This window comes from Streptomyces sp. NPDC043878, assembly GCF_056435735.1.
Genome location: NZ_JBWKDW010000039.1, coordinates 1 through 21962 on the forward strand (window position 1 = coordinate 1; position 21962 = coordinate 21962).

22 protein-coding genes are annotated in these 21962 nt (G+C 74.7%); 10 read left to right on the forward strand and 12 right to left on the reverse strand.

The window, feature by feature from the left end; translation table 11 throughout:
* The 9 genes from AC07AZ_RS35565 to AC07AZ_RS35605 form a co-directional block, all read right to left on the reverse strand.
* Positions 1–1171, reverse strand: a 1171-nt coding sequence (locus AC07AZ_RS35565) for a GNAT family N-acetyltransferase (RefSeq protein ID WP_478854890.1), incomplete at its 3' end; no start/stop codon positions are given.
* Entirely contained in the window at positions 1168–1818 is a 651-nt protein-coding gene (locus AC07AZ_RS35570) for a YveK family protein (protein WP_478854891.1), read from the reverse strand. The genes AC07AZ_RS35570 and AC07AZ_RS35565, both read right to left, overlap by 4 nt.
* Positions 1815–2966, reverse strand: coding sequence for a glycosyltransferase (locus AC07AZ_RS35575; RefSeq protein ID WP_478854892.1), 1152 nt, complete (start codon positions 2964–2966; stop codon positions 1815–1817). Before AC07AZ_RS35575 ends, AC07AZ_RS35570 begins: the two co-directional genes overlap by 4 nt.
* A gap of 1 nt (position 2967) precedes the next feature.
* Positions 2968–3741 carry a polysaccharide deacetylase family protein gene (locus tag AC07AZ_RS35580; protein WP_478854893.1) on the reverse strand — a complete coding sequence of 258 codons (774 nt, stop codon included), beginning with the start codon at positions 3739–3741 and terminating at the stop codon, positions 2968–2970.
* Positions 3725–5533: a murein biosynthesis integral membrane protein MurJ gene (gene murJ / locus AC07AZ_RS35585; protein ID WP_478854894.1), complete on the reverse strand. Its 1809-nt coding sequence runs from the start codon at positions 5531–5533 to the stop codon at positions 3725–3727. Before murJ ends, AC07AZ_RS35580 begins: the two co-directional genes overlap by 17 nt.
* Entirely contained in the window at positions 5524–6837 is a 1314-nt protein-coding gene (locus AC07AZ_RS35590; protein ID WP_478854895.1) for an O-antigen ligase family protein, read from the reverse strand. Before AC07AZ_RS35590 ends, murJ begins: the two co-directional genes overlap by 10 nt.
* A 4-nt stretch (positions 6838–6841) precedes the next feature.
* Positions 6842–8260, reverse strand: a complete 1419-nt coding sequence (locus tag AC07AZ_RS35595; RefSeq protein ID WP_478854896.1) for an exopolysaccharide biosynthesis polyprenyl glycosylphosphotransferase — start codon at positions 8258–8260, stop codon at positions 6842–6844.
* Entirely contained in the window at positions 8257–9456 is a 1200-nt protein-coding gene (locus AC07AZ_RS35600) for a glycosyltransferase (protein ID WP_478854897.1), read from the reverse strand. The genes AC07AZ_RS35595 and AC07AZ_RS35600 overlap by 4 nt, the downstream gene beginning before the upstream one ends.
* Positions 9457–9472: 16 nt before the next feature.
* Positions 9473–10618 (reverse strand): DUF3344 domain-containing protein, encoded by a 1146-nt coding sequence (locus AC07AZ_RS35605; protein WP_478854898.1) that lies wholly within the window; start codon positions 10616–10618, stop codon positions 9473–9475.
* Positions 10619–10891: 273 nt separating this feature from the next.
* Between AC07AZ_RS35605 and chpG the strand changes: the two genes are divergently transcribed.
* The 8 genes from chpG (at position 10892) to AC07AZ_RS35645 (ending at position 16134) form a co-directional block, all read left to right on the forward strand.
* Positions 10892–11131, forward strand: a complete 240-nt coding sequence (gene chpG, locus AC07AZ_RS35610; RefSeq protein ID WP_478854899.1) for a chaplin ChpG — start codon at positions 10892–10894, stop codon at positions 11129–11131.
* A gap of 303 nt (positions 11132–11434) precedes the next feature.
* Complete coding sequence (locus AC07AZ_RS35615) at positions 11435–12169, forward strand: hypothetical protein (RefSeq protein ID WP_478854900.1); 735 nt, start codon at positions 11435–11437, stop codon at positions 12167–12169.
* 215 nt (positions 12170–12384) lie between these two features.
* Entirely contained in the window at positions 12385–12675 is a 291-nt protein-coding gene (locus AC07AZ_RS35620; RefSeq protein ID WP_478854901.1) for a hypothetical protein, read from the forward strand.
* Positions 12676–12894: 219 nt separating this feature from the next.
* Entirely contained in the window at positions 12895–13392 is a 498-nt protein-coding gene (locus AC07AZ_RS35625; protein ID WP_478854902.1) for a DUF5949 family protein, read from the forward strand.
* The gene (locus AC07AZ_RS35630; protein WP_478854903.1) at positions 13392–13997 is read left to right on the forward strand and encodes a vitamin K epoxide reductase family protein; all 606 of its coding nucleotides are present in this window, start codon (positions 13392–13394) and stop codon (positions 13995–13997) included. Before AC07AZ_RS35625 ends, AC07AZ_RS35630 begins: the two co-directional genes overlap by 1 nt.
* 118 nt (positions 13998–14115) lie before the next feature.
* On the forward strand, positions 14116–14640 hold the full coding sequence (locus AC07AZ_RS35635) for a hypothetical protein (RefSeq protein ID WP_478854904.1): 525 nt from the start codon (positions 14116–14118) through the stop codon (positions 14638–14640).
* 137 nt (positions 14641–14777) lie between these two features.
* A complete protein-coding gene (locus AC07AZ_RS35640; RefSeq protein ID WP_478854905.1) occupies positions 14778–15284 on the forward strand; it encodes a tyrosinase family oxidase copper chaperone in 507 nt (168 codons plus the stop codon).
* A complete protein-coding gene (locus AC07AZ_RS35645; RefSeq protein ID WP_478854906.1) occupies positions 15268–16134 on the forward strand; it encodes a tyrosinase family protein in 867 nt (288 codons plus the stop codon). The genes AC07AZ_RS35640 and AC07AZ_RS35645 overlap by 17 nt, the downstream gene beginning before the upstream one ends.
* 97 nt (positions 16135–16231) lie before the next feature.
* Here the strand turns inward: AC07AZ_RS35645 and AC07AZ_RS35650 are convergent, their stop codons facing one another.
* The 3 genes from AC07AZ_RS35650 to AC07AZ_RS35660 form a co-directional block, all read right to left on the reverse strand.
* Complete coding sequence (locus tag AC07AZ_RS35650; RefSeq protein ID WP_478854907.1) at positions 16232–16567, reverse strand: chaplin; 336 nt, start codon at positions 16565–16567, stop codon at positions 16232–16234.
* Between the two features lie 136 nt (positions 16568–16703).
* Positions 16704–18293 carry an acyl-CoA carboxylase subunit beta gene (locus AC07AZ_RS35655; protein WP_478854908.1) on the reverse strand — a complete coding sequence of 530 codons (1590 nt, stop codon included), beginning with the start codon at positions 18291–18293 and terminating at the stop codon, positions 16704–16706.
* A 77-nt stretch (positions 18294–18370) separates the two neighbouring features.
* The gene (locus AC07AZ_RS35660) at positions 18371–19165 is read right to left on the reverse strand and encodes an AfsR/SARP family transcriptional regulator (RefSeq protein ID WP_478854909.1); all 795 of its coding nucleotides are present in this window, start codon (positions 19163–19165) and stop codon (positions 18371–18373) included.
* Between the two features lie 260 nt (positions 19166–19425).
* Between AC07AZ_RS35660 and AC07AZ_RS35665 the strand changes: the two genes are divergently transcribed.
* Together AC07AZ_RS35665 and AC07AZ_RS35670 are read left to right on the forward strand one after the other, a co-directional pair.
* Complete coding sequence (locus AC07AZ_RS35665) at positions 19426–19683, forward strand: hypothetical protein (protein WP_356046273.1); 258 nt, start codon at positions 19426–19428, stop codon at positions 19681–19683.
* A complete protein-coding gene (locus AC07AZ_RS35670) occupies positions 19680–21932 on the forward strand; it encodes a TOMM precursor leader peptide-binding protein (protein ID WP_478854910.1) in 2253 nt (750 codons plus the stop codon). Before AC07AZ_RS35665 ends, AC07AZ_RS35670 begins: the two co-directional genes overlap by 4 nt.
* Positions 21933–21962 lie beyond the last annotated feature (30 nt).

Sequence of the window (21962 nt, forward strand, 5' to 3'; positions counted from 1 at the left end):
CCCCCCCCCCCCCCCCCCCCCCCCCCCCCCCCCCCCCCCCCCCCCCCCCCCCCCCCCCCCCCCCCCCCCCCCCCCCCCCCCCCCCCCCACCGCGCTCCCTCCATCTGCGCAGCAGTTCCTTCCCCCGCCGCCGGGCGGCGACGTCGCACAGCGCCGCCGACAGCAGCGGGGCGGTGCGCCGCCGGGCCAGCAACAGCCGTTGGTTGACGACCGGTTCGGGCCGCCAGTGGTGCTTGTACGGCTCGTTGCCGCGCAGCAGGCTCAGCGTGCCGGGCGCACCGCTTCGGGTGTGCTCGGCGCACGCGTCGAGGAGCATCACCGCCACGTCCGCCTTGCGCTCACGCAGCCGCGGGTGGGCGCCGTAGAGGTAGCCGCCCGCCAGGCGCCGCGACAGCAGTGTCAGGTCCACGGCCACCACGTCGTCGTCCAGCCGGAACTCCGTGACCACGGCGTTGCCCGAGCGCACCATCGGGCCCACCGAGCGCACCAGGTGGTCGCAGAACCGGGGCCGCAGATGCTCGGACGTCACCTTCCGGCCCTGCCACTGGAGGCGGTGCAGGTCCAGCAGCCGGTGCAGCGCCGCGTCCACCTCGTCCGGCCGTACGACCTGGCGCTCCACCCCGAGAGCGGTCAGCTTGCGCAGCTTGGCGCGCACCCGCTGGGCCTTCGCCGACGGCAGCCGGGCCACCAGTTCGTCCATCGGCAGCGCGGGCAGCTCCAGGCACACCGAGTCGCTCACCCGGCGGCGCGGCCCTGGCCAGCGGTCGTAGATCAGCTCGGCGGCGCCGCCGGGACGCACCTCGCGGAAGTCGATCAGCGCGGTGCGGGCGGCGCTGGACAGGCCCTCGGTGAGCGCGGCCACCGCCTCCTCGCCGCGCTCGTCGTCCAGCAGGACGTCCCCGTAGTCGGAGATCGCCCCGCCCAGCGGCACGAGCGCCGGCACCGGCCGCCGTACGCGCATCAGCGGGGCGGCGGCGACCAGTTCGGCGCCGTCGCGCACCAGCACCAGGCGCAGCCGGCCGGGCCTGCCGTACGACAGCCACCAGGAGTGCAGCCAGGCGTGGCTCTGGAACGGGGTCGCGGCGGCGCACCGGTCGTACAGGCGCTCCCAGTCCCCGGCCAGCCCGGCGAAACCGGCCTCGTCGGTGACGAGCTGCGCCGAGTACCTCACAGCTGCCCGTGCACGTCGGCGGCGGTGGCCGGGCTCGGCACGGAGGCCGGCCACGCGGGTTCCTGGGTGGTCCGCCGGGGCCGCACCAGCAGCAGCAGACCGCCGAGCAGACCGCCCGCGCTCGCCCCCACGATTCCCGTCACGGCCGGCGAGACCGAGGACGGGTCGGTGGGTGTGACGGCGCGGGCGAACTGCTGGAGCTCGACGTGGGTCTCGGCCTTCGTGTCGTTCGCGTGCCGGGTCAGCGCGCGCGAGACGGCGTTGGCCATGTCGGCGGCCAGGTCAGGGCGGGAGGAGGTCGCCGTGATCGCCACCATCGGCGCGTCCGGCGAGGTCGCCGTCTGCACGCTCGACTTCAGCGTCCTCACCGGCACCCCGGCCCAGACCTGCGCGTCGCCGAGCACCGCGAGCTGGGTGGCGACCCGGCCGTAGACCTGCGCGAAGCCGAGCGCGGACGCCGGTTCGGACTTCTCGGTGGGTACGGCGACGACGTAACTCGTGGCCGTGTACGTGGGCGTCCTGACCAGGCCGTAGGTGCCGCCGAGCAGCGAGCCGGCGACGAGGCCGGCCGCGAGCAGCGACCAGGACGGCAGGGCCCGGGTGCGGGCGAGGGCCGGGCGGCGCGGTCCGGCGGTGTTCTCGGTCATGAGGAACTGGCTCCCTGGGGTGACGGGTTCGACGAGTGCGGGGCCGCGGCGGCGTAGACGCCCATGAGCTGGGCGGCGCTGCGGTCGATGCTGTAGTGACGGGCGGCTTCCGGCGCGGTGCGCGGGCGGGGCCCGTCCGCCCGGGCGTCCGCCAGGGCGCGGGCGAACGCCTCCGGGCCGCCCCGGACGCGGAGCGCGGCAGGCGCGGTGTGCGGCGGCAGGTCCTCGATGGCCGGGCAGGAGGCGTACCGCACGGGCAGGCCGGCCGCCAGTGCCTCCACGATCGCCAGTCCGAACGCCTCCTCGGAGGACGGCGAGGCCAGCACGTCCATCGCGGAGGTCAGCGAGGGAAGGTCGGGGCCGGCGGAGCCGTCGGGGAGGCAGGGGCGTTCGCCGGTGAACAGGACCCGGTCGGCGACGCCCGCCTCGTGCGCGGTGCGCCGCAGGGCGTGCTCCTGCGGACCGCCGCCGACCAGCAGCAGCCAGTAGTCACCGGGCAGCCGGGTGAGCGCCCGGATCAGCACGTCGAACCGCTTGCCCGCGGCGAGCCGCCCGATACCGCCGACGACGTACGCGTCCTCGGGCAGACCGAGCCGGCGACGGGTGCGCAGCCGCAGGGCCGGGTCGAAGCGGAAGCGGTCCAGGTCGATGCCGTTGGGGACGACCTCGATACGCGGCCCGGGCACCCCCCAGCGCCGGAGGCGGTCGGCGACCGTGGGGGAGACGGCGACCGTGGCCCGGCCGAGCCGCTCGCTGGCCAGGTACAGGGCGCGCACGCCCGCCGTCAGCTCGCGCCCCTCCAACTGCGACTCGCCGAGGGAGTGTTCGGTGGCGACGACCGCGCGGACGCCGGCGAGGCGGGCGGCGAGGCGGCCGTAGACGCAGGCGCGGTAGAGGTGGGTGTGCACGAGGTCGTAGCGGCCCTGGCGGATCACCCGGACCAGGCGGGGCAGCGCGGCCAGGTCGCGGTTGCCGGACATGCCGAGGTGCACCACGCGCAACCCGTCCGCGGCGAGTCCGTCGGCGACCGCGCCCGGGTTGGTGAGGGTCACGACGTCGCACTCGACGGGCAGATGCCGCAGCAGCAGCCGCAGTTGCTGCTCGGCGCCGCCGACCCCGAGGCCGGTGATGACATGGAGGGCCCGCATGTCACAGCCCCGCCACGGGGCGCCGCCGCAGCCGGTGCAGGCGGTGCTTCAGGAACAGGCGTACGGCGGTGTCGTGCTGTCCGACGTGCACGCGGGGCAGGGCGTGCGGGCCGGTCAGCGGGCCCGGGTCGATGGCGCAGGCGTAGCCGTACCCGGCCTCCCGCACGGCTACGACGGCCCGCTGGTCCACGATCCCGTAGGGGTAGCAGAAGCCGGTGGTCGCGGTGCCGGTCAGTTCGGTGAGCGCGGCCCTGCTCTCGGCGGTCTCCCGCTTCAGGGTGAGGTCGTCCACCGTCGTCAGGTCGACGTGCGTCAGCCCGTGCGAGCCGATCTCCACGCCCTCGGCGGCGGCGCCCCGGATGCCGTCGGCGCTCAGCAGCGGCCGGCGCGGGCCCAGCGGGTCCCAGGCGTTGTCACCGCCGAGCCGGCCCGCCAGCACGAAGAGGGTGGCGCCGAACCCCCGGCGGCGCAGCGCCGGCAGGGCGTGGGTGAGGAAGTCGGCGTAACCGTCGTCGAAGGTGAGCCCGACGAGGTCCCGGCCCGCGCCGGCGGCCCGGGCGGCCAGCAGGTCCGCCACGGACACCCCGCGCAGACCGCGCCGGGCCAGCCAGCCGAGCTGCCGGTCGAGCCGGTCGGGTGTGACGGTGACGCGGTACGGGTCGTCCGAGCAGTCGCCCACCGAGTGGTACATCGCCACCCAGGGCACCGGCCCGGGGCGGGGCGCGGCGGGGGAGCGGATGTCGCCGGGGGCGCGGGGATCAGCGGAAGCGGCCATGAGTGAGCTTTCCTGTGACGGTCCGTACGGAACGGAGGGCGGGTGCGAAGCCCTGGGCGCCCAGGGCCAGGCCGAGCAGGGCGAAGACGAGGGCGACGGTCGCCGAGCCGGCCAGCAGACCGGGCACCGGCGTCCGCACCCGGCCCGCCACGAACCAGCCCGCGAGCGTCGCGACCGCCGCCGCCCGCAGCGGCCTGCTCAGCTCGCCCAGCACCCGCCGGGTGCGGATCGGGACACTGCGCTCGCCCATGCCGGCCAGCAGCAGCGCGGCCGTCACGGTGATGCCGGTGGCGTTGGCGGCGGCGATCCCGCACACGCCCCAGACGCCCACCGCCCACGTGCCGAGCCAGGCGGTCACGACGATGCCCACGGCCATCGCGCCGACCGGGTACCAGCTGGGGCGGCCCGCCGAGAAGTACGAGCGGACCAGCACGCCGACCAGGGTCTGGCCGAGCAGGCCGAGGGCGTACACGCGCATCACGGTGGCGGTCGCCGCCGTGTCCAGGGCGGTGAACTCGCCGCCCTGGAAGAGGAGTCCGATGATCTGCGGGGCGCAGGCGATCACCGTGGCCGCGCCGAGCAGCACCGTGCAGGCCGCCAGCGCGAGGTCTCGCTCCACGCGGCTGCGGGCCCGCTCGGTGTCGCCCTCGGCCAGCGCCCGCGCGACCACCGGGAAGGTGACCGTGCACAGCATCAGCGAGAGCGTCATCGGGATCTGGGCCACCTTCTGCGCGTAGTTCAGATGCGAGATGGCCCCGGCGGGGAGGGTGGAGGCGAGGAAGCGTTCGACGAGGACCTGCGACTGACGGCACAGCGCGAACAGCAGGACCGTGGCGACCAGTGTCAGCGTCACCGCGCGTCCGGACCGCTCGGCCGGCCCGTCCTGCGCCACCGGTCGCCGGCGCAGCTGCCGCCCCAGCGCCGGCACCTGGAGCGCCACCATCAGCGCCCCGCCCACCGCGACCCCGGCGGCCGCCGAACGCACGCCCCAGCTGTCGCCGAGGACGAACATCGTGGTGATGATGCCGGTGTTGTACGCCACGTAGATCCCGGCGGGGAGCAGGAACCGGCGGTGCGCGCGGAGGGCGGCGCTGCAGTAGCCGGCGAGCCCGAAGCTCAGGACGCAGGTCGCGGTGAGCCGGGTGCAGGTCACGGCGAGGGCGGGGTCGGGCAGACCCGGCGCGAGGGCCCCGACGACCCAGGGGGCGCCGGCCACGATCAGCGCGGACACGGCGACGAAGGCCAGCGCGAGGCGGGGCAGGGTGGCGGCGACCAGCGCGCGGACCGGGTCGCCGGAAGCGCCCCGCGCGCGCCGGGCCAGGGCCAGGCTGAACGCCGGGACGAGGGCGAAGGCCAGCCCGTCCTCGATGAGCAGGGTGGCCGCGAACTCCGGCACGGTCCAGGACACCAGGAACGCGTCGGTGTCGCTGCCTGCGCCGAACAGCCGGGCCAGGAACTGGTCGCGGAGCAGTCCGAGGACGGAGCCCGCGACGGACAGGGCCGCCGTGACGGCGGTCGCCTTGGCGAGGAACCTCCGTGACACGGCGGGGAGTTCACCGGCGCCGCTACCGGCGGCCTCACCGGGGGCCTCGGACCGGGCGCGCGCGGCGGGAAGCGCCGGTGGGCCGGCCGCGGGGGGGCCGGGGGGCGCGGCGGGCGCGGCGGGCGGGGGCGGGCCCGCGGTGTCCCGCGCGCCGGGCGGGACCCGGACGCCGGTGGCACCCTGCGTGTCCGCCGCCCCGTCCGTGTCCTCCGGGCCGGCCCGGGGAGTCGGGGAGGGCGTCACCGGCATGGGGCGGACGCCTCCTCGAAGCGGCCGCCGACCAGCGCCCACCAGGCGACCAGCCCGAAGCACAGGGCCGTCAGCACGGTCGACGGGCCGCCGATGTCGGCGTAGAAGAAGTCGGTCAGCTGCCAGACCAGCAGGCCACAGGCGACGAGCGCGCAGTCCAGGCCCGGCCCGGACCGGCGGGCCCGCACCAGGCCGCGCAGGGCGCACACCAGGAGCGCCAGCCAGCTGCCCGCGAGGGCGAGCAGACCGATCAGGCCCTGCTCGGCGAGGACGAGGAGGTACATGTTGTGCGGGGAGAGCAGGGGCTGCTTGCGGAAGGCGGCGCCCGCGCCCTCCGTGTCGCTGCCCGCGGACAGTGCCAGCGACGCGTGCGCGTCCCGCTGCTCGGGGAAGCCCTTGAGCCCCACCCCGGTCAGCGGCCGCTCGCGCCACATGCCGACGGCCGCCGCCCACAGGGTGTACCGGTCGGTGACGGACTGGTCGGGCGCGTCGGTGACCCGGGTGATGCTGTCGATCCGCTCCTGGAGCATCGCCGAACCGACCCCGAACCCGCCGACCAGGACCACGCTCACGGCGACCAGGACCGCGCCCACCGTCAGCGCCCGCCGCACCCCGGCCAGCACCAGCTGCGCCACGCAGGTCACCGCCGTCGCGATCCACGCCCCGCGGCTGAAGGACAGCGCCAGCGGCAGCAGCAGCACGAGCGCGCAGCCGGCGGCGACGGCCCGGTGGCGTACCGGGGCGCGGCCCAGCGCCAGCCCCAGCGCGCACACCAGGCCGAAGGACACGACGGTCGCCATGCCCATCACGTCCATCGCCCCGAAGGTGCCGACGGCCCGGATGTCCTCGCCCTGGTAGGAGGCGCCGGTCCCGGTCACGAACTGGTCGACGCCGATCGCGCCCTGGCAGAGCGCGAGCCCGACGAACGCCCAGGCCAGCAGCCGGAAGTCGGGCCGGCCGCGGACCAGCAGCACCACGGCCACCGGGACCAGCACGAAGACCTGGAGATAGCGGCCCATGCCGGTGAGCCCGGCCGTCGCCGAGGAGGCCCCGGCCGCGGCGAGGGCCAGTCCGGCCACGGGCAGGCCCAGCACGACAGCCGCCGTACGGGACAGGGGGCGCCGCCGGTCCCGCAGGACCCGGACCACGCTGTACAGGACCACCAGCGCGGACAGCGCGTCGGCGGGGCCCGCGCCGCCCTCGCCGTCCGGCGACACCGGCAGCGTCAGCAGGACGACCACGGCCACCACGGGCAGGACCGGGGAGACGGCCCGCACGCGGGGCGGGTTCAGTGCGAGGCTCATCCGCTCAGCTCCCCGTCGGGCGCACGAGCGCGACCGCGGTGCGCAGCAGGATGCACACGTCCTGCCACAGCGACCAGTTGTCGATGTACGCGTTGTCGAAGCGGGCCCGGTCCTCGATCGAGGTGTCGCCGCGCAGGCCGTGGATCTGGGCGAGGCCGGTGATACCGGTCTGCATCCGGTGGCGGGCCGCGTAGCCGGGGTAGGTCTGGCTGAACTTGGCGACGAAGTACGGGCGTTCGGGTCGCGGTCCGACCATGCTCATGTCGCCCCAGAAGACGTTCCACAGTTGGAGGAGTTCGTCCAGCGAGGTGCGGCGCAGGAAGCGGCAGAACCACGGCATGCGGTGCTCGTTGGCCACGCTCCAGCGGGTCGCCGCCTCGTGCTCGTCGACCGGGCGGTGGGTGCGGAACTTCAGCAGCGTGAACGGCTCGCCGTCCCGGCCGATGCGCTCCTGCCGGAACACCACGCCCCGGCCGCCGGTCAGCCGCAGCGCCACCGCACACACCAGCAGCAGCGGGCTGACCAGCAGCAGCAGCGTCCCGGACACCGCCACGTCCAGCGCCCGCTTGCCGGCGCTGCCGCGCCGCCGCGAGCCCATCTCCAGCCGCCGGCAGGCGAATCCGGCGATCTGGTCCCGCATCTCGTAGGACGGTGAGTCCGCGTCGACCTCCCAGACCGCGCAGCCCGACTCGGCGAGCGCCCGCAGCAGCGGCCCCTGCCCGGACCGTACGGACGGATGCACCGTCAGGACGTCCCGTACGCCGTTCTGGATGAGCGCCCGCTCGACCTCCTCGCCGGTCGTCAGCACGGGCAGTCCCTCGCTGCCGTCCGGCTCCTCGGCCACGACGCCGACCGGCCGCACCCCGCAGCGGGGATGGCGCAGCACGGCCGCCGCCACCCGCTGGGCACTGGCCGCCGGTCCGACGACGAGAGCGGTGCGCGGGTGGGCGAGCAGCTCGGTGCGCCGCCGCCAGTGCGCGGCGCCGCGGCCCGCGCAGCCCGCGATCGCGTGCACGGCGAACCCCAGGAGCAGACCGGAGGCGGGCAGCGCCCGGCCGGGAGCGCAGGCGGCCACGGCGGCCGCGGCGCAGAGCCACAGCAGCGCGATCCGCCCGCACACGGCGGGCAGTTCGTCGAGCACGCCGGGCACCGACCGGGGCGGTCGCGGACGCAGCAGCATCGAGGCGGCCACCAGCGACGCCACCAGGACGGGACGCGGCTGGGCCCCGGCGCACGCCAGCGCGCCCAGCACGGCGGCGGCGAAGTCCGCGACGAGCAGCGGGAAAGGGGAGACGGGGAGGTCACGGGGCCGGTGGGCGGGGAACCGGAAGCCGGCCGCCGCGCCGCGCGCCGGCATGACCGAGACGGGCGAGAATCCGAGGTCGCGCCCACCGGGCGAGGGGACGGTGCTTTCCGCAGTCACGAGTGGATGGACTCCCTGTACTCGGTGGGCTGGACACGCCCTGTTCCTCGGTTCGCCTCCGTACCGCCCCCGCCGAGCAGTTCGCGGTACACACCCGTCATCGCGGCGGCCGCCTGCCGCACGTCGTGCGTGGCCAGGACGTGACGGCGTCCCTGATGGCCGAGCGACTCGCGCAGCAGCGGGTCGAGCAGCAGGTCCGTCACGGCCCCGGCCAGCGCGGCCGGATCGTCCGGGGGCACCAGGCAGCGCGCGGTGAGGGCGGCCGGCAGGCTCTCCCGGGCGCCGTCCACGTCCGACACCACCACGGGTCGCCCGCAGGACATCGCCTCCAGCGGGGCGAGCGCCATGCCCTCCCAGCGCGAGGGCAGCACCACCAGGTCGGCGGCCTGGTACCAGGCGGCGGTGTCGGTGACGGCTCCCGCGAACAGCACCGAGCGCGGGGCGCGGGAGCGCAGGCGCGCCCGGTCCGGGCCGTCTCCGACGAGCACCAGACGCGCGTGCGGGACGCGCCGGACGACCGCGTCCCACGCCCGCAGCAGGACGTCCTGTCCTTTCTGCCGGCACAGCCGCCCCACGCACACCACCAGGGGCGTCCCGGCGTCGATCCCGGCGAGCTGTCCGATCCCGGCCCGTACGGTGTCCACGGCGGCCGGATGGAACCGCCCGGGGTCGATGCCGTTGGGGATCACGCTCCACCGCCCGCCGATCCCGGCCCGCAGCCCGGTTCCGCGTTCGGCCTCGCTCACGCACACCACCCGTGCGGCCCAGCGGGCCCCGTACCGTTCCCAGCGCAGCGCGAGCGCCTCGGTGATCCCGCCGACCGCCTCGAACGACCAGGCGTGCGGCTGGAACACGGTCGGGATCCGCCCCCGCACGGCGATCCGCCCGGCCAGTCCGGCCTTCGCGCTGTGCGCGTGCACCAGGTCGGGTCGAACGGTCTCGATCACCCGCGCGAGCCGCCGCACCTCCCGCGCGAGTGCCGGGCCCGGCGACCGCGCCGCCTCCCACTGCCGTACGTCGGCGCCGAGCGCTCGCAGCGCGGTGCCGAGCGGGCTGTCCGGACAGGCGACCGTGACGTGCAGGCCGGCGGCGACCTGGGCCCGTGCCAGGTCCGTCACGACCCGGGCGGCCCCGCCGTCCACGGGCTGGATGACGTGCAGGACCCGGGGCCGAGGGTCGGTTGCTGACTGGTGCATTGCGCGGTTTCCTCGCTCACGGGCGTGCTCGGGACATGCGGGAACGCGCCGGGTGCTGCGCGTCGACGGCGACGAAGAGCGCACCGGCCCATGCCGCGTCCCGGTGGGAAACGAGCCGGAAGGCCAGCTGGTCACCACCGCGGCGCAGGGCATTTCCGAGATCGAACACGTCGGAGTCGTAACCGAGCGTGTTCGCGTACGCGGGCGCACGCTCCCCGGGCGCCGCCCCCGGCCCGCTGATCGTCGAGTTCAGGACGTCGTCCCGGGGGTTGGCGGCGTCGGTGAGCGCGGTGCCCGGACCGCGGCCGGTCGACAGCGTGAGTGAATCCCCCGTACGGCCGCGGTCGCCGTTGTACGCGACCAGGCCCGCCTGGCCGGTGGCCCGCGCCGGGACGCGCAGACCGCGCAGCCGGATCTCCCGGCCGGCGGGGGACTTCAGCATGTCGAAGCCGTCCCACAGGGCGAGGTGGCGCAGCGGGCGGCGGGGGTCGCGGTAGGCCACCACCAGCGTCCAGCCGCCCCACGCGCCGGCCGCCGACCTGCCCATCGCCACGTTGACCTGCGCCACCGTGTACAGGCCCGAACCGCTGTCCCGCACCAGCTTCGTGACGTCCGCCGACGCCTGGAAGGCGTCCGCGCCGCCGGCCGTCCGGTGACCGGTGACCGTGTCGGCGAGCACGGCCTTGTACGCGCCGCCGGGCTCGGCGATCAGCACCCGTCCGTTGTCCCTGGGCGGCTTCTGCTCACCCACCCGGAGGTTGCCGCCCCAGTACAGCCGCGCGTACGTCACCCGGGAGCCCGCGGGCAGCCGGACCGCGGCACGGGAGGAGTTGTAGGTGTTCGGGTCGCGGTCGACGTCCACGTAGAACATGTCGAAGTCGCCGTTGGCCGCGGTCGAGCCCGCGCGGACCGCCGGACACGAGGGAGCGGCCCGTGGGCCGGTGGTACGGCAGCTGATGGACGCGTTGGCCGCGCGGACGAACCCGCCGTGCTGCGAGACGCGGTACCGCTCGGCGAACGCGAGCCGCTGGGCCCGTGGCGCCGGGGGTGCGGACGGGGTCGGTCCGGCGGCCGCGGCGGCGCAGAGCGGTGCGCCCAGCATGCCGAGGGCTAGGGCGCCCACCATGGCACGGCGCAGCGACGGACCCGGGAGTTGAGGCATGACCGGCGGTGCCCTTTCGGGAATCGTTCGCGCACCGGGAAGTCGCGGATCACCCATCGGTGCACGGGCAGGAATGTGCGTCGGGAGGTGCGCCACACTAATGCCAATTCGTACCAATTCGGTGAATCCGGACAAGTGTGTCGGAATGGTGAAGCGAGCCCTCGGTGAGATCACCCCAATGGCGGCACAACCCGCGCGGGCGCCACGCGTTGACACAGCGCCGGGCATCCCCGCCCGGGTGATTTTGTGTCAACCCCCAAGGAGCACCTCTCCATGTCGCGTATCGCGAAGGGCCTGGCCCTGTCCTCCGTTGCGGCCGCCGCCGTTGCGGGCACCGCCGGCATCGCCGCCGCCGACAGCGACGCGCACGGCGCTGCCGTCCACTCCCCGGGCGTGCTGTCGGGCAACGTCGTCCAGGTCCCGGTCCACATCCCGGTCAACGTCTGCGGCAACACCGTCAACGTGGTCGGCCTGCTGAACCCCGCCTTCGGCAACCAGTGCGTGAACGACTGACGTCGGCGCCGCACGTTCTTCCGGCCGGCCGCCCACCCGTGGTTTCCCCACGGGTGGGCGGCCGGTTCGCGTGTGTCGCGGGGCGTCCCGGCCGCGGGGGCGCGTCCTTCCGGGCCGCCCGCCGCCCCCCGAACGGGTGGTGCGGGCGCCGGGGCGGCCGGCCGGGCGCGGCGCGCCGCTGACCAGGGGTGACGGCCTCCGTCCGGAGCGGAACGGGTGACCTGGTGTGTTCGCTCGGTTGCAGGGCGCGGTGGGTGCTCCCACGGTGGGCTCAGGATCCGACACACATCGAGAGGAACACCCATGCGTGCTCTGCCCGCACGGCGTACCGCGTCCACCGCACTCTGCGCCACCCTTCTGCTCGCGGTCGCCGCGCCCGCCGCCCTGGCGGCCGAGAGCCACCCGGACCGGGAGCGCACCCGTGCGGCGGCCCACACGCCGGTCCCCGGCGCGGACGCGCTCGTCGCCCAGGTCAGGTCCCTGGGTGAGCTCGGCGACGTGCTCACCCCGGTCACCCAACTGCTGGACGCCGTGCTCAAGGCGGACAGCGGTCAGCTCTCCCCCGTGGAGGCGAACTCGCTGGTCAAGGCCGTCCATACGGCCGTGGCCAAGATCGTCGCCGCCTCACCGGCCGCCTCGGCGACCACCCCGGCCACGACCCTCCCGGCCACGACCCTCCCGGCCACGACCCTCCCGGCCACGACCCTCCCGGCCACGGTTCCTCCCGTCACCGGCACCGAGGCGGCCGGCGGAACCAGGGCCGTCACGGTCCGGTCGGCCGACCTCACCGACGACGCCCTCACCGCGGTCCAGACGGCCGTCGACGCCCTGATCAAGGCGGCCACCTCCGGTGACGTCGGCCAGGTGGGCCCCGCGGTCACGAGCCTGGTGACGGACCTCGTCGACCTGCTCACCACGACCCTGCTGGACAGCGGCCTGCCCGCCCCGAGCCTGGAGGGGCTGCCCGAACCGCCGGCGCTGCCGAGCGTGCCCGACGTGCCGGAGACCCCGGTGGGAGTCGCGCCGCCCGCACACTGAGCGGTGCCCACCCGCGGGCGCGCGCGAGCCGTCGTGCCGGCCTTCCCCGTGGCCGGCGCGACGGCTCTTCCGCGCCCGCCCGCTCACGCCGGCCTCCGTTCATTCGGGTGGCCTGCGGAAACCCTCCCGTACGGGGTTTCCGCTCCGGCCGGGGATCGTTAGACACGGCGTCAGAACTGCCGTCGGCGACCTGAGTTGCCGCAGAAAGGAACACGATGAAGTCCCTGAAGGCTGCCGCTGTCGTTGCCGGTTCCCTGGTCCTCGCGGGCGCCGCCGCGCCCGCGTTCGCCCAGAGCACCGCCGACCTGACGCCCTCCAGCCTCAACGGCGCCGTCAACACCCTCACCAAGGGCCCCCTGACCGCGAACGACCTGATGCCGCTCCAGCACCAGTCGGACGCGCTCAACACCGAGAACAAGGACTCGGTGCTCAACACCGCGAAGGGCGCGACCACCGCGCTGAACAACAAGGGCGGCCTCCTCGGCGGGCTGCCCCTGCGGCACTGACGTCCGCGGCCGACGGCGCGCGCCGGGCGCCGTGCGCCGTTCGCCGGAAGGGGCCGGCGCCGGGCGCCGTGCGCCGGAAGGGGCCGGTTCCGGGTCGTGCGGGACCGGTCCTTCGCGCTGTTCGACGGTGTCCCTCGTTCGTGTGGACACGGGCCACCCGATCGCCCGGTCGGGTGAGACCCGTCCGGCCCTGTTCCGGCGCGTCGATAAGGTCGCGCGGTGACCTCAACCCCCAACGAAACCCGCTCCGCCCGCGCCGGCGACCTGGGCACGCTCGTCGTGATGGCCTGGAGCGGTGAAGGCCCCGACGGTGACATGCCCTACCTCCTCGCCTACACGCTCGGGGACGCGGCGGACGGCCCGGAGGCCGCGTCGGCCGCCCTGGAAGCGCTGTTGGAGAACAACGGTCTGCCTGTCGGCGGCGACCTCGTCGACGGCAACGGCAGGCCGAGCCTGCCGGTCAGTCTGCTGGTCGAGTCCGGCCAGGCCGTCCTGACCATGCCGGGCTTCACCGCCACCTGCACCCCGCCGCCGGAGTGGCTGGAGGCCGTCGCCGAACGCGGCTTCGCCTACTTCGTGTTCACCACCCGACCCTGGCCCGAGGCGCAGCCCGGCCGGCCCGTCGAGCCGGAGGCGCTGGCCGCCTTCGCCGGCGCCGACGAGACGCTGAACGCGGCGGCGCACATCGTCCTGCCCGCCCGCCGCCTGCGCGGCTGATGGACGCCCCCGCGGGGCGGTGGGCGCGGGCCGAGGGCGGCGGCACCGCCTTCGCGCTGCTGCTGGTGATCACCGGGGCGGCCGGGCTGCTGGCCTCCTGGGTCATCACGATCGACAAGTTCAAGCTGCTCGAAGACCCCGGCTTCACCCCCGGCTGCAGCCTCAACCCGGTGGTGTCCTGCGGCAGCGTGATGAAGAGCGACCAGGCCGCGGTCTTCGGTTTCCCCAACCCGATGCTCGGTCTGGTCGCCTACGCCATGGTGGTCTGCGTCGGCGTGAGCCTGCTGGCCAAGGCCCGCTTCCCCGGCTGGTACTGGCTGCTCCTCGATGCCGGGTGCCTGTTCGGGGTCGGGTTCGTGTCCTGGCTGCAGTTCCAGTCGCTGTACCGGATCAACGCCCTGTGCCTGTGGTGCTGTCTCGCCTGGGTCGCCACCATCCTCCTGTTCTGGTACGTCACGTCCTTCGTCGTACGGCACGGCTTCCTGCCCGCACCGGACGGACTGCGGTCGTTCCTCGCCGAGTTCACCTGGGTCGTGCCGGCCCTGCACATCGGGATCGTCGGCATGCTGGTGCTGACCCGGTGGTGGGATTTCTGGACGAGCTGATCATCCGCTCCGTCGTACTACTGCGGCACTCGGGGGAATCCTGCGCTGGTCGCCGCCTCAGGGTCGTTACGTGGTACGGACGTTGAGCCCCCGAATCCTGAAAGGGACCGTAGCCGACATGAAGCCGACCACCCGAGGAACCCTCGCCGCCGTCATCACGGGCGTCGCGGCCGCCGCGGCCGCCGTGGGTGCCGGCGCGGCCCCCGCCGCCGCGCTCGGCACGGTCCCCGTCCCCGTGCCCCTGGACGGTGTCGAGAAGTCCCTCGACATCGAGCTGCCCGAGCTCGGCGGGGAACTGCCGCTGCCGGTGCCGGGCCTGCCCGGCGGCCCCCGGTACGTCGAGGGCCGTCTCCTTCCGGAGCCGGTGATCCCGCAGCTGCCGCTCACCGGCGGGCTGCCCGGCGCGGGCCTGCGCGCCCCGCTGCCGCACGTCATCGGGGACGGCTTCGACCACGTCGCCGTCGGGGTGCCCGCCGCCGCCCTGCGCACCCTGTCGCCCGGCCTGAACCTGGACGCCCCGCTCACCGCGCCGAACCCCGGCAACTACGGCCTGCCCGCCCTCAAGTCGCCGCAGGCCGGCGTGCTCGCCCCGGTGCTGCAGACCGTGCCGGGCGCGGACCTGGGGATGGGCCCCGGTCTGTAGGGCACGCCGGCGTCGGCCGGGCCGCACACCAGGGACGACCATCGGGTGCGCGCCCGATCGGACGCCGCCGGACGGTGACCCGGCGGGGCGGCGGGCGGTTACCGCTACGGACAACCGAACCGGACGAGGAGCGAACGATGGTCGTCAGCGTCAGCGTGGGTGCCGGAGTCGGCGCGGTAGGGGCGGACACCGGGCAGCGGAAGGGGGACCGGAGGAGAGCCGGGCCGCCGCACACGACCCGCAGGGACGCGCTGCGAGGACTGCTCGCACCCGCCGCCGCCGTGGCGCTCGCCCCGGTCCTCGCCGCCTCCCGGGCTCCGGAGCCGCTCCGGGCGCCCGCGGACCTCGCGTTCGACGAGACCTGCCTCGGCCGCCGCATCCAGGGCCTGCGCACCGGGGCCGGCGGCCGGTGGCACGTCACGGTCGACGGCCGGCCCCTGCACCTGATGCGCCGCGCCGACGGCACCTGGCTCAGCATGGTCGACCACTACCGGTCGTACCCGACGGCGCTGGAGGCGACCCGCGCGGCGGTCGGCGAACTCGTGCCGGGACAGCGGCTGCGCGCCCCCGGGGACGCGGCGGCGCACGACATGACCGGCGGGGGACACCAGCACCCGGGGGGACACCATGGCGTACATCCGTAAGGACGTGAGCACGCTGACGCGCGCCGAGCGGCGGCGCTTCGTACAGGCGTTGCTGGAGGTCAAACGGCGGGGCGAGTACGACGAGTTCGTGCGCACCCACATCGCCTACTACGTCTCCGACGGCGAGGACGGACTGCGTACGGCCCACATGGCGCCCTCGTTCCTCCCCTGGCACCGCAGGTTCCTGCTGGACCTGGAGCGGGCGCTGCGCCGGGTCGACGCGTCGGTGAGCGTGCCGTACTGGGACTGGACCAGGGACCGCACGGCGGCCTCCGTGCCCTGGACCGCGGACCTCCTCGGCGGCAACGGCCGGCGCTCGGACCACCGGGTGACCACGGGACCGTTCGCCTACGCGGAGGGCGACTGGACGCTCAAGGTGGGCATCACCGACGAGAAATACCTCACCCGGGACCTCGGACGTGCCCGCGACCCGATCGCGCTGCCCACCGCGGGCGAACTGGAGTCGGCGCTGCGCGAGCCCCGCTACGACTCCGCGCCCTGGGACTCCACCTCCACGACGGGCTTCCGCAACAGACTGGAGGGGTGGGGGACCGGGCGGGGCAGTGTCGCCTGGCGCAACCACAACCGCGTGCATCGCTGGGTCGGCGGGGTCATGGTCGGCGGGGCGTCCGTCAACGACCCGGTGTTCTGGCTGCACCACGCCTTCGTGGACCTCCAGTGGTCACGCTGGCAGCGGCGCCACCGCGGCGCCCGCTATCTGCCCGCGCAGCCGCCCGGCCCGGGCAGCGACCAGCACGAGCGGATCGTCGCGCGGTACGAGAAGCTGCCGCCGTGGGACGTGACGCCGGACCAGCTGGAGGACGTCAGCGGGATCTACCGGTACGCGTGAGCCGGACCGGAACAGGGGAGAGCCCCGGCGCTCGAGGTGCCGGGGCTCTCCTGGTGCGTACGGTCAGGTCCGTGCGCGTCAGCGGTGCCTGGGGGCGTCAGCCGCCGTAGCCGCCCTTGCCGTGGCCACCGCCGTGCTTGGCGCCGTGCTTGCCGTCGTCGCTGTGCTTGCCGTCGTCGTGCTTGTCGTGGCCGCCGTTGTTGCTGCAGTGGTTGCCGAAGGCCGGGTTGAGCAGGCCGATCACGCTGACGGTGTTCCCGCACACGTTGACCGGGATGTTGATCGGGACCTGGACGACGTTGCCCGACAGGACGCCGGGCGAGCCGATGGCCTCACCCTGGGCGCCCGCGTCCGCCATGGCCAGGCCGGCGCCGCTGAGCGCCACGGCACCCGTGCCGAGGGCGACTACGGCTGCCTTCGCGATGCGAGACATCACGTTCTCCTTTGATTCGGGAAGTGCGGCGGCAGGACCCGCCGCCGCACTTCCCGTTCAACGCGGCCACTCACGGCTGGTAACGGCGATGATACGGAATCACCCTTTTCGAACCAGCTCGCCGGCGGATGCCCGCTCACACCGGCGGGTTGCCGTGCTTGCGCTCGGGCAGGGCGACGCGCTTGGCGCGCAGCATCGCCAGGGACCGGACGAGCACCGCACGCGTCTCGCCCGGGTCGATGACGTCGTCGACGAGACCGCGCTCGGCCGCGTAGTAGGGGTGCATCAGCTCGGACCTGTACTCCTTGATGAGCCGGGCCCGGGTGGCGTCGGGGTCGTCGGAGGCGGCGATCTCCCGGCGGAACACCACGTTGGCGGCGCCCTCCGCGCCCATCACGGCGATCTCGTTCGTCGGCCAGGCGAAGGACAGGTCCGCGCCGATCGAACGGGAGTCCATGACGATGTAGGCGCCGCCGTACGCCTTGCGGACCACCAGCGAGATGCGGGGCACGGTGGCGTTGCAGTACGCGTACAGCAGTTTGGCGCCGTGCCGGATGATCCCGCCGTGCTCCTGGTCCACGCCGGGCAGGAAGCCGGGCACGTCGACCAGGGTGACCAGCGGGATGTTGAAGGCGTCGCAGGTCTGCACGAACCGGGCGGCCTTCTCCGAGCCGTGGATGTCCAGCACGCCGGCCAGCGCGGCGGGCTGGTTGGCGACCAGGCCCACGACATGGCCGTCCAGACGGGCCAGCGCGCACACCACGTTGCGCGCCCACGCCTCGTGCACCTCGAAGTAGTCGCCGTCGTCGACGATCTCCTCGATCACCGCGCGCATGTCGTACGCCTGCTGGGGGTCGGCCGGCACCAGCGAGGTGAGGGCGTCGGTGCGCCGGTCGCCGGGGTCGGCGGCCCGCTCGACGGGAGGCAGCTCACGGTTGTTCTGCGGCAGCAGGGACAGCAGATGGCGTACGTCGGCCAGGCACTCGGCCTCGTCGTCGTAGACGAAGCCGGACACGCCCGAGATCCCCGCGTGCACGTCGGCGCCGCCGAGCCCGTCATGGGTGATCTTCTCGCCCGTCACGGCCTGGACCACGTCCGGGCCGGTGATGAACATCTGGGCGGTGCCGCGCACCATGAACACGAAGTCGGTCAGGGCCGGCGAGTAGGCGGCGCCGCCCGCGCACGGGCCGAGGATCACGCTGATCTGCGGGATCACCCCCGAGGAGCGGGTGTTGCGGCGGAAGATGCCGCCGTAGCCGGCGAGCGCCGTGACCCCCTCCTGGATGCGGGCGCCGGCGCCGTCGCTCAGCCCCACCAGGGGGGCGCCCGCCGCCTCGGCCAGGTCCATCACCTTGTGGATCTTCTGGGCGTGGGCCTCGCCCAGGGCGCCGCCGAAGACCCGGAAGTCGTGGGCGTAGGCGAAGACCGTGCGGCCGTGCACCAGGCCCCAGCCGATCGCCACGCCGTCGCCGTGCGGCTTGCGGGCCTCCAGCCCGAAGCCGGCGGCGCGGTGCCGGCGCAGCGGTTCGATCTCGCTGAAGGTGCCCTCGTCGAAGAGCAGGCGCAGACGCTCGGGGGCGGTGAGCTTGCCCTTGGCGTGCTGGCGCCGGGTGGCCTCCGCGTCGGGGCCCCGGCTCAGCTCCTCCTTCAGCCGTTTCAACTCGTCGGTGGAACGGCCCAGATCGGGCGCCGGGGCGAGGGCGAGCAGTTCGTCGAAGGTCGTCATTGCGCCACCGTAGGGAGACGTCCTCAAAGCCCCCGGCACGTCCCCTGGAGAACGACTCGACTCCGGGCCGCCCGCGGTCAGTCGGCGACGGCCGGGTGCAGCGCGCGGTCCGGGTCGCCGGCCAGCACCGCCTGGTGCAGTCCGCGCAGCGCGGCCGACGGCTCCAGGCCCAGCTCGCGCACCAGCGAGCCGCGCAGCCGCTGGTAGGCCTCCAGCGCCCGCCAACTGCCTCCGGTGTGGTGCAGGGCGCGCATCAGCTGGGCGCAGAAGCCCTCGTGCAGCGGGTGGCGGGCGGCCAGCACGCGCAGCTCCGGGACCACCTCGGCGTGCCGGCCGAGCCGCAGGTCGGACTCGATGCGCCGCTCCAGGGCGGTGGTGCGCTCCTCGTTGAGGCGCAGCACCTCCAGTTCCAGCACCGAGCCGGCCGGTACGTCGACCAGCGCCGGGCCCTGCCACAGGCCGAGCGCGCGGCGCAGCAGGTCGGAGGCCGTGCGGTAGTCGGCCACGTCGTAGGCGGCCCGGCCGTGGTCGGCGAGCCGCTCGAACTCGTGCGCGTCGACCTGGCCGGGCTGGACCCGCAGCAGATAGCCGCCGAGCCGGGTGACCAGGACGTCCTTGGCGTCGAGCGCCGGTTCGTCCGCGAGCGCCGTGGCGATCTTCCGGCGGAGCTGGAGGATGTACGTCTGCAGCGTGGTGGACGCGCTGCGGGGCACGTTCTCGCCCCAGATCTCCTCCATCAGCGTGGGCACGGTCACCACGCGGTCGGCGTGCAGGGCCAGCAGCGCCAGCAGCTGGCGGGGCTTGGCGGCGGTGGGCACCACCGGGACCCCGTGCTCGTGTGCGGCGAGCGACCCCAGGACCTTGATCTCCATGCGTGTCTCCCCCTCGGGCACGGCCGCCTGGTGATCCCCGCGGCGACCGGTACGGAGTCCTGACACCGAGATTCGCATCCGGGGCCTCAACGGCCCAGTGAGTCAGGCATGCGCTCATTCATGAAAATGTCATGGGCGTCCTGTGAACGTGGCACTGCCGCCGGGGCGCCGTCCGCCCCAGACTCTCGAAGCAGACGCCGACGGAAGTTCGATCTGCGCATCGGCCATCACGTATTCGTCGTTCATCACAGGGGGCACACATGAACGTGACAGAAGAAGTCATACGGTTCGCGGAGCTGGCGGCGCGCACCGGTCTGGAGCCCGAACTCGCCCGGCGCTTCGACGCGGACCGGGAAGCGGTGCTCAGGGAGTTCGGTCTGACGGCCGCCGAGGCGGAGGACGCGGCCGGTGAGAGCCGTGTCGTGGAGAGCCTCACCGCGGCTGCCTCCGACGCCTCGACGGCGCGCTGGTGCACCTGCTGGTCCCCTGAGCTGCCGAGCGGTCAGGTGAGTGAGTGACCGCGGCGGAGAGATCCGCCCTCGGCCCGTTCGTGGCGTTCAAGCGCCATGTGCGGACCGAAACGGCCGGCGGTGAGGCCGTGTTCGTCCTGTCCGACAAGGACGTCACGGCCGTCCGGGGGGCCGGGGTGGGAACCCTGGCCTCCCTGCTGGACGGCAGCCGCACCCTCCCCGAACTGCTGCGGGAGGCCGCGTCGGCCATGCCGGTGGACGAGGCCGGGCGGCTGGTGCGCCGGCTGGCCCAGGCCAACCTGGTCGGCTACCGGCCCGACGGCCGGTGCCCGGCGGAGGCCGGCGCCGAGGGCCGGTCCGCGGAGGCCTACTGGGACCGTGCGGGTCTCGAGGGCACCGCGGCCCAGGAGCAGGTGTGCGGCACCCCGGTGGCGCTGTACACCGTGGGCGACGTCGACCCCGAGGAGGCGCACGCCGCCTGCCGGGCGGCCGGTCTCAGCACCGTGCCGGCCGACGCCGACGCGCCGTTCGCGCTGGTGCTGTGCGAGGACTACCTGCACCCCCGGCTCCGTTCCCTGGCCGCGCGTCTGCGCGGCCGGGGGCGGCCCTGGCTGCTGGCCAGGCCGTTCGGCGCCGAGCCCTGGACCGGCCCGGTGTTCGCGCCGGGCGGGGACGGGCCCTGCTGGGAGTGTCTGGCACACCGGCTGAGCGCGCACCGGCGTGCGGACCGGGAGGTGCAGCGGGTGCTCGGGCTGGACGGACCGGTGCCGCGGCCCGCGCCGTCGCTGGCCGCCGTACGCGCTCTGGGGCTGCACAGCGCGGTCCTGGAGGCCGCCAAGTGGCTGGCGGGGCTGCGGTGTCCGGAGCAGCGGTCGGTGTGCGCGCTGGACAGCCTGACCCTGCGCAGCACCCACCACCAGGTGACGCGGCGCCCCCAGTGTCCGGGCTGCGGTGACCCGGGGCTGGTGGCCGAGGGGACCCGGCGACCGGTGACGCCGGTCTCCCGGCCCAAGGCGGCCGGCGGCGGCAGCAACGACCGCGCGCTGTCCGCCGAACAGATGCTGGAGCGCAACCGCCATCTCGTCGGGCAGCTCACCGGTGTCGTGACCGACATCCGGCCGCTGCCCGGGATGCCCGAGGGGCTGCACGCCTACGACTCCGGCCACAACCTCGCGCTGCGCGCCCAGGCGCCGGCCGGGGTGCGGCGGGTGCTGCGGGCGCGCAGCGGAGGCAAGGGCACCACGCCGGCGGAGGCGCGGGCCAGCGCGCTGGGCGAGGCGGTGGAACGGTACTGCGCCTCCCGGCAGGGCGACGAGCTGACCGTCCGGGACAGCTGCGCCGCCCTGGGCGAGCGGGCCGTCCACCCGAACACCTACCAGCTGTTCCACCGGCGGCAGTTCGCCGAACGGGACCGATGGAACGCCGTGCACGGTTCCTTCCACCAGGTGGGCCGCGCCTTCGACACCGGCGCGCCCACCGACTGGACGCCGGTCTGGTCCCTCACCGCGGGCACGCACCGGCTGCTGCCCACCTCCACCCTGTACTTCGACACCTCGCCCGGCGGCACCGCCGACGGGCTGTGGGCCGACTCCAACGGCAACGCGGCGGGCAGCAGCCTGGAGGACGCCGTGGTCCAGGGGTTCCTCGAACTCGTCGAACGGGACGCGGTCGCCGTGTGGTGGTACAACCGGCTGCGGCTGCCCGCCCTGGACCTCGACGCGTTCGACGAGCCGTGGCTCGCCGGACTGCGGGACGCCTTCGGCCGGGCCGGCCGTACGGTGGAGGCGATCGACCTCACCACCGACCTCGGCGTACCCGTCGTGGCCGCCGTGTCCAGGCCCGCGGACGACCGGGAACCCGACCTGGTGTGCGGCTTCGGGGCGCACTTCGAGCCACGGCTCGCGCTGCGGCGGGCCCTGACCGAGGCGGCCCAACTGCTGCCGGCACCCCAGCAGATGCCCGGCGGGACCCTGCTCGCCCAGCCCCAACTCGTGCCGGATCCGGGGCAGTCGGCCAGGTGCCCCGGTGACTGGCCGGACTTCCGGCGCCACGACGACCTGCTCGCGGACATCGAGCACATCCGCGCGCTGGTGACCCGGCACGGCATGGAACTGCTGGTGCTCGACCAGACCCGGCCGGATGTCGGGATCGCGGTGGTGAAGGTGGTGGTGCCCGGACTACGCCCGTTCTACGCCCGGTTCGCGCCCGGCCGGCTGTACGACGTACCGGTACATCTCGGCCATCGAAGCCGTCCGCTCGCGTTCGAGGAACTGAACCCCGTTCCGCTGCCCGTATAGATCAGCTGCATGCATCACATATCCCTCTTG

Coding starts and splice junctions, on each gene's coding strand:
- AC07AZ_RS35650 (WP_478854907.1), bottom strand. CDS start 16,567: ATGTCTCGCATCGCGAAGGCAGCCGTAGTCGCCCTCGGCACGGGTGCC.
- AC07AZ_RS35630 (WP_478854903.1), top strand. CDS start 13,392: ATGGACGCCCCCGCGGGGCGGTGGGCGCGGGCCGAGGGCGGCGGCACC.
- AC07AZ_RS35655 (WP_478854908.1), bottom strand. CDS start 18,293: ATGACGACCTTCGACGAACTGCTCGCCCTCGCCCCGGCGCCCGATCTG.
- murJ (WP_478854894.1), bottom strand. CDS start 5,533: ATGCCGGTGACGCCCTCCCCGACTCCCCGGGCCGGCCCGGAGGACACG.
- AC07AZ_RS35605 (WP_478854898.1), bottom strand. CDS start 10,618: ATGCCTCAACTCCCGGGTCCGTCGCTGCGCCGTGCCATGGTGGGCGCC.
- AC07AZ_RS35580 (WP_478854893.1), bottom strand. CDS start 3,741: ATGGCCGCTTCCGCTGATCCCCGCGCCCCCGGCGACATCCGCTCCCCC.
- AC07AZ_RS35665 (WP_356046273.1), top strand. CDS start 19,426: ATGAACGTGACAGAAGAAGTCATACGGTTCGCGGAGCTGGCGGCGCGC.
- AC07AZ_RS35620 (WP_478854901.1), top strand. CDS start 12,385: ATGAAGTCCCTGAAGGCTGCCGCTGTCGTTGCCGGTTCCCTGGTCCTC.
- AC07AZ_RS35635 (WP_478854904.1), top strand. CDS start 14,116: ATGAAGCCGACCACCCGAGGAACCCTCGCCGCCGTCATCACGGGCGTC.
- AC07AZ_RS35640 (WP_478854905.1), top strand. CDS start 14,778: ATGGTCGTCAGCGTCAGCGTGGGTGCCGGAGTCGGCGCGGTAGGGGCG.
- AC07AZ_RS35645 (WP_478854906.1), top strand. CDS start 15,268: ATGGCGTACATCCGTAAGGACGTGAGCACGCTGACGCGCGCCGAGCGG.
- AC07AZ_RS35600 (WP_478854897.1), bottom strand. CDS start 9,456: ATGCACCAGTCAGCAACCGACCCTCGGCCCCGGGTCCTGCACGTCATC.
- AC07AZ_RS35660 (WP_478854909.1), bottom strand. CDS start 19,165: ATGGAGATCAAGGTCCTGGGGTCGCTCGCCGCACACGAGCACGGGGTC.
- AC07AZ_RS35570 (WP_478854891.1), bottom strand. CDS start 1,818: ATGACCGAGAACACCGCCGGACCGCGCCGCCCGGCCCTCGCCCGCACC.
- AC07AZ_RS35590 (WP_478854895.1), bottom strand. CDS start 6,837: ATGAGCCTCGCACTGAACCCGCCCCGCGTGCGGGCCGTCTCCCCGGTC.
- AC07AZ_RS35575 (WP_478854892.1), bottom strand. CDS start 2,966: ATGCGGGCCCTCCATGTCATCACCGGCCTCGGGGTCGGCGGCGCCGAG.
- chpG (WP_478854899.1), top strand. CDS start 10,892: ATGTCGCGTATCGCGAAGGGCCTGGCCCTGTCCTCCGTTGCGGCCGCC.
- AC07AZ_RS35615 (WP_478854900.1), top strand. CDS start 11,435: ATGCGTGCTCTGCCCGCACGGCGTACCGCGTCCACCGCACTCTGCGCC.